The sequence below is a fragment of the Arenibacter catalasegens genome (assembly GCF_002909235.1).
In the GTDB taxonomy this organism is placed as follows: Bacteria; Bacteroidota; Bacteroidia; order Flavobacteriales; family Flavobacteriaceae; genus Arenibacter; species Arenibacter catalasegens.
The window spans coordinates 1-4,817 of the sequence record NZ_PHQQ01000060.1; the positions used below are offsets into that span (position 1 = coordinate 1).

A 4,817-nucleotide genomic window follows, 5' to 3' on the forward strand; every position below is an offset into this window, starting at 1 on the left:
TACAATAACGAAAGGCTACATTCTAGTTTAGGGTATCTCTCCCCATTAGAAATGGAAATGAAACTAAGAGGGTTTTCTAAAAAAGTGGCTTGAAAAAATTAGTCCCAAATTTTGTAGGTAATCCACCCCATTGTCAAGGGCCAACAATTCTTTAAGGGGACGGTCGCAGGCCCCGAACAGCCGCATATAACTATTTACGGTGTTACGGGAGATGCCCAAGGTCGTACCTATTTTGCGGTTGCTGAGACCGTCCAGGTGCAAAGTGATGATCTGTTTTAAGTCCATTGGATCAAGTGTATTGGCCATATCGCTAGTTTTTTAGCGACAAGGTAATTGTTACTTGATCTCTCAAAGTGGCACAAAACGAAACGCTATAAGTCCCGTTCCCGACAAAGGTGGCACAGATCGAACCGATATCACTGGCACAAAACGAACCGAAATGGATTGCGTTCCACACCTAAAGTGGCACAGATCAAACCGAAATGCCTGGCACTATAACACCGAAACGGGTGGCACAAAACGAACCGAAGTATCCAATGGTGGGAATTGCAATATCCTCAAACTGATGAAATATTTCTTCCTGCCCGGCTATAACGTAAATAAGTTGTGTTATGTAAATCATAGTATCAGGGGTGTATTTAGAATGAGTTAAAAATAACAGTAAGGCAAGTGGGTTACAGACGCAAGTCTATAATTGGTTTCACAAGTGGCAAGGATCTTATTTTCCAGATTGGCATATCCAAAACTTTGACATTCTTTTATGTTACCATCTTTTATGACAACGAAACTTGCGCTTGGCTTTTCTCCAATATATTCTTGGAACAGAAAATTTATTACATCCTGTTTGGACTCCTTCTTTTCTAGCAGTTGTTGGGAGGACTTACATCCGCAAATAGCGATTAAAAAGACTAAAGTTAAATAGGTGTACTTCATTTTTTTGAATAAATAAACCGTCTTATTATAAGATTAGTTGCGTGTTTAAGTACCTAATTTAGCAAATAAAACCAAATAGAAATCTGCCTGGCACGTTTTTGGGCGTGGGAGGATTATGGAAAGTAAGCCATAACTAGCAATTAATTTTATACTTATTAGATACTAGGCATATCCAAATGTTTATATTCATCAGGTACTTTTAATCCTTTCTTGAAATTTTCAATATTAGAGTAGCTTCTGTATTTTCCCACGAGTGTAGGTAACGATATTTTAGTAAAAATAAATCCGAATATTGTCATTACGATGCTTATCCAAAAATCTGCCTTAAACTTAACAATTGTATCAACTATTTCACTACCAATCCAATTTGATTGATGGCATAAATAAAGAAAAGGTATTACAACTAATAGAGTGGATAAGGCAACTTCTATCCAACTTCTTAAACGCCATCTACCAATTTTTTTTGCATAAAACTTTTCTCTTAAATCAGAACGTTTAGAATTCTGTTCATTTAAAAGTTTAGTTTTTAAATTCTCAATCTCGTTGGTTTGGTTTGTTGTTGTGGTTAGAAGTGATGTTATTTTAGAATCTTTCTCTTTCTCCTTAACTATAAATTCTTGTTCTACAACTTTTAAATTGGATGTTCGGTTATTCAATTCTTGTACCGCAGTTTCTAGCATTTTAAGCCTTTTGCTCTCTGTTTCTTTTTGTTTATTAGCTTCTTGTTGTAATCTGTTAACGAACTCTTTTTTATCATTTTCCGCCAGTTGATTTAATTCATCTACATCTTTGAGTTGCTTACTTGTAATACGAGTGGCAATTCTAATGATATCAGAATCGCTTATTTCCTTATCAGCGTATTTATGAATATTATCATCTAATTCTCGAATTATTGATGATTTAGGTAACGATTGATTTAATGTTAATGATATTAAGGATGACATTCCTATATCAACAATTTGTTCTGCTGAAATATCTACTTGTGATTGTGGATTACTTAGCCAAAGTATATTTAATAAATCATCTGCTCTTATGATTTCAGGTTGCTTTCCATTTGGATTGTATGAATATTGATTTTCTCTGAAAAACGCATTGTTTACAAACCAGCAATTTACTTTTTCAAATTCGTAAATATCTTTTTTCCGTTTTTCTTTTACATAAGTTATTGCCGCAGCATCGTGAAGAGCAGCTTTGTCTGTATTTCTTCTGTCTTTCAGTGCTTTATATTCGTCGCTGTATTTGGCTTTGTTTAATAAATTGCGAGTATCAAAAAGCGTAAATATTTTGTGCTTTGCTAATTCAGTCTCTAAGTTGTCAGAAATTCTTTCTAAATCTACGTTAGTTAGATTCCTTCTTTCACAAGCGTTATATATATCTTCTGGATTAATTTTTTTCTGAAGAAATGAATTATTGAAATGTATAGATTTTGCTTGCAATAAGGCTTTAGTTTCCTCAATAGTGTCCGATAAAATTTTGCAAGTATACCCTTGAGCAGCAGCAATTTTCAAAAGGGTTTTGCAAGTGTGTGTTGATTCTGAAGTATTCAAATCTAAAAGTCCAATAATAAAATTGGTGTCTAATAACAATTCAACATTCATTTTTGCACTTGTCGGTTCAAATTCAATGTAGCCAGCTAATATTGAACCCAGATATATTTCTTTTATTAATTCATATACAGGTGTTATGTTTTTAAAAAAATCAACGAATTGGGCTTCTTCAGAATAATCTTCTCCGTTTAAGTATGGTTTATTAGATAAATATTTGGAAAGAGAATGCTTATTCTTTTCTATAAAATTAAAAATGGATTTACCACTAATTTCATCATTTTCTGTAGTATTAATAAAATCATTAAAGAGTTTTTCAAGATTATCAATTTCAACCTTATGTTTTCTGACATCTTCTTCAAATTCAGTAAAAAAATAGCCTTTAATTGCAAAAGATTTATCTTGATACAATTCGAAAAAAGTGTTCTCTTGAGTATTAATTTCAGTTGCAATCTTCCTTAAAATTTTTTCAATTACTGGAATTGGAAAATCAAGACTGTATAATTTATCAGAATAAACTTTTATTTCGGAAATTGATTTACCACTAAAAATGTTTTGGTCATTCATTTTAGAAATGACTCTTTTAATTAATGGAACAAAAATATCTAAAGGTCCTTTTACTAAAGATGAAGTTGTTCTAATATGTGCTAAAAGACTATATGTTAAAGCTTTTTGTTTATTCATTCAGTTTTTTTAACCTATTACCTTATGTTGTTGTGTATGGAAAGTTGTGGTTTTGTATACGAAGATTTTCCGCAGGAAAATCAGACGAAGCAAACGTGCAACAACCTTTGTTTAAGCCAAAATCAGCAATTTTTTATATACTGTGTTGAACTAAACCTAAAGGTAGCTTCAAGCAAGTGTTACCTTACCGTTCACTACCTTTAGGATAGGTTTAATCATAAAATTTAAAGTTATGAAAAAAAAGTAGTACCCTCATTGAGAGGGCCTGTAATTCCGTATCCGGGTTCAACGAACTCTACCATAAATTAAAACGTTCCGTAGAACTGGCCGGCAAAAGCCAAAGTACCCTTACCAACTACGCCAGATGTCTGGCGCACATTGCTATTCACTTCAAATGCAGTCCGTTGGACCTTGACGAGGAACAGATCCTTGATTACCTTCATATCCTAAAATCGCAGCACAAGACCCCATCGGACAGTTTCTTCAAGCATACCGTCTATGGTCTGAGATATGCATACCGTATCTCGGGAATGAAGGAGATGGGTGTGGTGCTGCCTTCGATCGAACGGCCCAAGAAGCTACCGGTAGTATTGAGCCATAACGAGGTAAAGCAGTTGCTCAGGGGCCCTAAACTGTTGAAGCACCGTTTGGTCCTGGCCATGCTCTATGGCTGCGGCCTTCGCAACTTTGAACTCTGCAACCTACAGCTGAAGGATCTGGATCTAGAGAGGATGATGCTGCACATCCGCCAGGGGAAGGGGAGGAAGGACCGCTATGTCCCATTGTGCGCGATGCAGGTCCGGGGCCTAAGGAAATACATCTCGGCGGAAAGCCCTGTCACTTGGTGCTTTAACGGCAATGACAGCAAGGGCGGTCCGGTCGCGCTCTCCGCCAGGGGAGTGCAATGGATCGTTAAGGAAGCACGGAAGCACAGCGGTATCCAAAAAGAGGTCACCACCCATAGCCTGCGGCACAGCTATGCGACCCATCTATTGGAAATGGGGCTGGACATCATCAGTGTCAAGGACCTGTTGGGGCATGTGGATATCCAGACCACGCTTACCTACCTGCATGTGGCACGATTGGGCAGGCAAAGGCCGTTCAGCCCGTTGGAGCGGCTTTACGATAAATAGCCATGGAACGCGCCGCTTACGAAGTGGCCCAGGTATTGGAACGCAACAGGGAACACCTGGCCGGCCTTTGTGCCAATAGCTGGCAGCTAAGGACCCTGCACGCCCTGCGCAAATGCCGGACCGCAGCATTGGGCGGGCATATAGACCGTTGCGATAACCCGGACTGCTATAAGCTGCACCTTAGCTACAACAGTTGCCGGAACCGCCATTGCCCCAAGTGCCAGGGACATAAAAGGGAACAATGGATCAGGGCAAGGGAGGCCGAACTGCTGAACGTCCCTTACTTCCATGTGGTCTTTACCCTCCCGGCAGAACTTAACCGTCTGTGTCTTTACCGACCGGAGCAGGTGTATCGTTTATTGTTCAAAACGGCATGGTGGATTACCTACAAAATTTGAGACTAATTTTTTCAAGCCACTTTTTTAGAAAACCCTCTTAGTTTCATTTCCATTTCTAATGGGGAGAGATACCCTAAACTAGAATGTAGCCTTTCGTTATTGTACCATGTTATATATTGATTTAT

At 37.9% G+C, this 4,817-nt stretch carries 5 protein-coding genes and 1 pseudogene; 2 read left to right on the forward strand and 4 right to left on the reverse strand.

The window, feature by feature from the left end:
- Positions 1 to 63: 63 nt before the first annotated feature.
- The 3 genes from CWD90_RS22705 to CWD90_RS22720 form a co-directional block, all read right to left on the reverse strand.
- The gene (locus CWD90_RS22705) at positions 64 to 306 is read right to left on the reverse strand and encodes a LuxR C-terminal-related transcriptional regulator (RefSeq protein ID WP_239986599.1); all 243 of its coding nucleotides are present in this window, start codon (positions 304 to 306) and stop codon (positions 64 to 66) included.
- A 342-nt stretch (positions 307 to 648) separates the two neighbouring features.
- Complete coding sequence (locus tag CWD90_RS22715) at positions 649 to 933, reverse strand: serine hydrolase (protein WP_103478342.1); 285 nt, start codon at positions 931 to 933, stop codon at positions 649 to 651.
- Positions 934 to 1,088: 155 nt separating this feature from the next.
- A complete protein-coding gene (locus tag CWD90_RS22720) occupies positions 1,089 to 3,161 on the reverse strand; it encodes a hypothetical protein (RefSeq protein ID WP_157941314.1) in 2,073 nt (690 codons plus the stop codon).
- Positions 3,162 to 3,565: 404 nt separating this feature from the next.
- Between CWD90_RS22720 and CWD90_RS22725 the strand changes: the two genes are divergently transcribed.
- A complete protein-coding gene (locus CWD90_RS22725) occupies positions 3,566 to 4,294 on the forward strand; it encodes a tyrosine-type recombinase/integrase (protein WP_239986600.1) in 729 nt (242 codons plus the stop codon).
- 2 nt (positions 4,295 to 4,296) lie between these two features.
- Positions 4,297 to 4,671: pseudogene (locus CWD90_RS22730) on the forward strand (IS91 family transposase); the annotation flags it as partial.
- Positions 4,672 to 4,703: 32 nt separating this feature from the next.
- Here CWD90_RS22730 and CWD90_RS22735 read toward each other — a convergent pair.
- A partial coding sequence (locus CWD90_RS22735) for an IS3 family transposase (protein WP_157941315.1) occupies positions 4,704 to 4,817 on the reverse strand: 114 nt, incomplete at its 5' end.

Excerpts from the sequence above, each read along its gene's own strand:
- CWD90_RS22705 (WP_239986599.1), bottom strand. The coding sequence starts at position 306 with ATGGCCAATACACTTGATCCAATGGACTTAAAACAGATCATCACTTTG.
- CWD90_RS22715 (WP_103478342.1), bottom strand. The coding sequence starts at position 933 with ATGAAGTACACCTATTTAACTTTAGTCTTTTTAATCGCTATTTGCGGA.
- CWD90_RS22720 (WP_157941314.1), bottom strand. The coding sequence starts at position 3,161 with ATGAATAAACAAAAAGCTTTAACATATAGTCTTTTAGCACATATTAGA.